2 protein-coding genes are annotated in these 3,668 nt (G+C 41.3%); both read right to left on the bottom strand.

Features of this window, described 5'->3' with window-relative positions:
* Positions 1-94: 94 nt before the first annotated feature.
* Complete coding sequence (locus IQ229_RS18010) at positions 95-1,117, bottom strand: tetratricopeptide repeat protein (RefSeq protein WP_194046053.1); 1,023 nt, start codon at positions 1,115-1,117, stop codon at positions 95-97.
* Positions 1,118-1,430: 313 nt separating this feature from the next.
* Positions 1,431-3,584 carry a hybrid sensor histidine kinase/response regulator gene (locus tag IQ229_RS18005; protein WP_228013541.1) on the bottom strand — a complete coding sequence of 718 codons (2,154 nt, stop codon included), beginning with the start codon at positions 3,582-3,584 and terminating at the stop codon, positions 1,431-1,433.
* Positions 3,585-3,668: the final 84 nt, after the last annotated feature.

Here is a 3,668-nt window from a genome sequence, read left to right as displayed (position 1 = left end):
GAGACGTGTATAAGAGACAGCCTTTGCTCCTCCGCTCCCCTGCTCCCCTGCTCCTCATGCCCCATGCCCCATGTCCCATGCCCCACACCTTTATTCAATTCGCCTGGGTATTAATTTTTTGGATTAGCCGATCGACTTGCTCAACCATCTCCTTGTTTTTCTCAGCTTGAAATAATTCTCTGGCTTTTTTGAGATTAACGATCGCTTCTTTTGGCTGTTGTTGTCTTCCCAAAGTGATTCCCAAATTATAGTAAGTGAATGCATCGTTAGGTACAAGGCTAATGGCTTTTTTGTAATGTGCGATCGCTTCTTGAGGTTTCCCTCGATCGTCCATTGCATTTCCTAAACCTGTGTAAGCTTGTGCGTGTTTGGGATCGAAACGAATCGCTTCGGTATAGTTGGCGATTGCTTCTGCTGGCTTTCCTTGAGCGTACAAGGCGTTTCCTAAGTAATAGTAAGCGTCTGCATACTTGGGATCGAAGCTAATAGATTTTTTATACTGAGTAACTGCTTCTGCTAGCTCACCTCGATCGTAGAGAGCATTTCCTAAACGGGTGTAAGTTGGCGCATAGTCTGGTTTGAGACGAATAGCTGCTGTATATTCGGTAACTGCTTCTTTTAGCTTGCCTTGAGCGTAGAGAGCATTTCCTAAGTTATAGTGAGCTTCAGCATACTTGGGTTCAAGGCTGATGGCTTTCTGATATTGTGCGATCGCAGGTTCTAATTGATTCAGTCTTGCTAAAGTCAAACCCAGATTAAAATATGCTCTAGAGTCTTGAGGATCGAGACTAATGGCTTTATTGTATTGAGCGATCGCTTCTTGTGGTTTACCGCGATCGTCGAGAGTATTTCCCAAGGCAATATAAGCTTGTGCAAAATTGGGTTCTAGTTCAATTGCCTTCCGAAAAGCCGCCTCCGCTCCTTTTAAATCTCCCTGTTTATAGAGATTGCTTCCTTGCTCGAAGTTAGCAACTGCGTTTTTGTCCCGAATAACTGCGGACTGAGTATTTTGAATTTTTGCTAGAATAACGCCAACATTTTGACCAAAGGCAGTATTCCCATTACTCAAACACAAGCAGATAATAGCTGCTACCAGTAGATTCTTGTTTTTCAGCATTTTTCCTACCTTACCTGCTTGGTTTACATCTAATATCAAGTTCGGTTAACTGCGATCGTCAAAATACCCCATCCCAGCCCTTCCTTGCTTGCTCTTAGGGAAGCAAAAGCGTAGCTTTGGTGAGATTCTAGCAGGAATTATAAGTGATTAAGCTAACTTGATACAAGTGTACTTTCATATAAATGTCTATTTATACACAAGAGACATTTCAAAGTCCCTCTCCCACGCTTGGGAGAGGGATTTAGGGTGAGGGCTTTTGATTCATGCAAAAACTCTAATAAATAGTTCTTTATTAAAACTAAAAAGTCGTTTTTTAAGTAATTGCTGACACTTTTGTTTCCATCAATTTAACAATGGCTGCAATTAATTTTTCTGGTTTAAGAGGTTTGGATAAATGCATCTCAAACCCAGCTTTTAGGGCTTTTTCTTGGTCATCGTTTCTCGCAAAGGCAGTCAAGGCAATTGCTGGAATTTGCCCACCTTGTTCTGGTGTCCGAGTTCTGACTTCATGTATTAACATATAGCCATCCATATCGGGCATACTAATATCGCTTACCAACACATCTAGCTTGACCTCTGCTAAAGTTTGTAATGCTTCTTCAGCGGAAGATACTGTCATCACAAAAGCCCCATCTTGCTCTAATACAAAAGCAACAAAATCTCGTGAATCAGTATCATCATCGACAACTAAAACCTTGATGTCATTCAGAGGTAAGGAGTTACTAGTTAAGAATGCAGGGTAATTTTTTTCATCCGTCAGCCTTGGACTTTCAACTGGCAGAAGCGGTAAGCTAACAGTAAATATTGCCCCTTTACCCTCACCGTGGCTATCTGCTTTGACGATGCCGCCATGCATTTCGATGATATTACGCACAATTGCCAATCCCAGCCCTAATCCACCAAAATTTCTCGTAGAGGTGCTATCTGCTTGGCGGAAGTAATCAAACACGAATGGCAAAAAGTCAGCGCTAATTCCCTTACCCGTATCGCTAACGATTATTTGAGCATAGCCATCAGTTTCCTGGAGTCGCACTTCTACCTTTCCTCCTCTGGGTGTAAATTTGATTGCGTTAGAAAGGAGATTCCAGACGACTTGCTGCAAACGAGTCGAGTCGCCCATAATTTGTCCCACAGTCGGTTCAAATACTGTATTCACCTCAATCAACTTTGTTTCTGCTGCTAACTGCATTGTCTGTAGTGCCGACAATACCGTGGACTTAAGGTTAATCTTCGTGATATTTAGCGTCAGTTTGCCTTGTAAAATTCTGGAAATATCCAGCAAGTCCTCAATGAGTTGAACTTGTAAGGTAGCATTTCGCTCGATTGTGGCTAGGGCTTCAGATGTCTTTTTTTGGTCTAACCTGCGGGTTTGCAACAACTTTGACCAGCCGAGAATTGCGTTGAGTGGAGTGCGTAGTTCGTGAGAGAGGACGGCTAAAAATTCATCTTTAATTCGATTGGCTGTTTCTGCTTTCGCTCGTGCTACTTGTTCTAATTCCAGCAGGTGCGCTCGTTCTTCAAGTATTTGTTTTTGTTCGTGGATATCCGTACAGGTTCCAAACCACTTGACTACAAAACCTTGCTCATCTTTGAGTGGTAAACCTCGCGCTAGCTGCCAACGATAGGAGCCATCAGCAGCTCGTTTAAAGCGATATTCATTGTTATACATAGTGCTATTTTTGACAGCATCAGACCACACTTTATCGGCTCTTTGAACATCATCTGGATGCAATGCAGCTAACCAACCAGAACCCAAAGATTGCTCTAACGTTAGCCCAGTATATTCGCACCAATTTTGATTAAAAAAATCGCATTCACCGTTAGGTTTAGTTGTCCAAACAAGTTGAGGAATTGCCTCAGCCAAGTAACGGTAGCGTTCTTCGCTTTGTCGCAGAATTTCTAAGATGCGTTGACGTTCAAGAATTTCTTGTTGTAATTGCTCGTTAGTCTTAGTAATTTCATTGGTGCGAACAGTAACCATTTCTTCAAGATGATTCTGGTATTTTCGCAGTTCTTCCTCTACCCGTAAGCGCTCGCTTATTTGTGTTTGAAGTTCTTGATTTGTCTGTTCTAATTGAGTAGAGCTAGGAAGTGCCAAAGCTTGTGGAACTAAAGGCATAAGCTCTAATGCTGTAATTACAGATATTGTGGCAGTTACTGCTTTGATAAACCCCGACACCCAATAGGTTGGATGCCAAAGTGTCCAAATCTCCATTAAATGAGTGGTACCGCAAGCTACGATAAATCCACTAAATAGTAGAAAAATCCAATCAAAGGGCAAATCTTGTCGCTTGCGGACAAAGTAGAAGAGTGTAGCTGGAATCGAGTAATAAGCTAGTGCAATGAATGCGTCAGATAATATGTGTAACCAAACTAAATTCGTTTGCCATAGATAGCAATGTCCATGTGGAATAAATGATTCTGATGTAAAAAAGTTAGTCCACAATTCTGATATTATATTTGACATAAAGACTGGATTGTTTAATCTATAAAATCTACTACTAAATATCTACCCTTGCTTAATAATATTTTAGCTAGTAAATAGGTAGAC

The organism is Nostoc cf. edaphicum LEGE 07299 (assembly GCF_015207245.1).
GTDB lineage: Bacteria > Cyanobacteriota > Cyanobacteriia > Cyanobacteriales > Nostocaceae > Nostoc > Nostoc edaphicum_B.
This window is presented reverse-complemented; position numbering and strand designations above follow the sequence as displayed.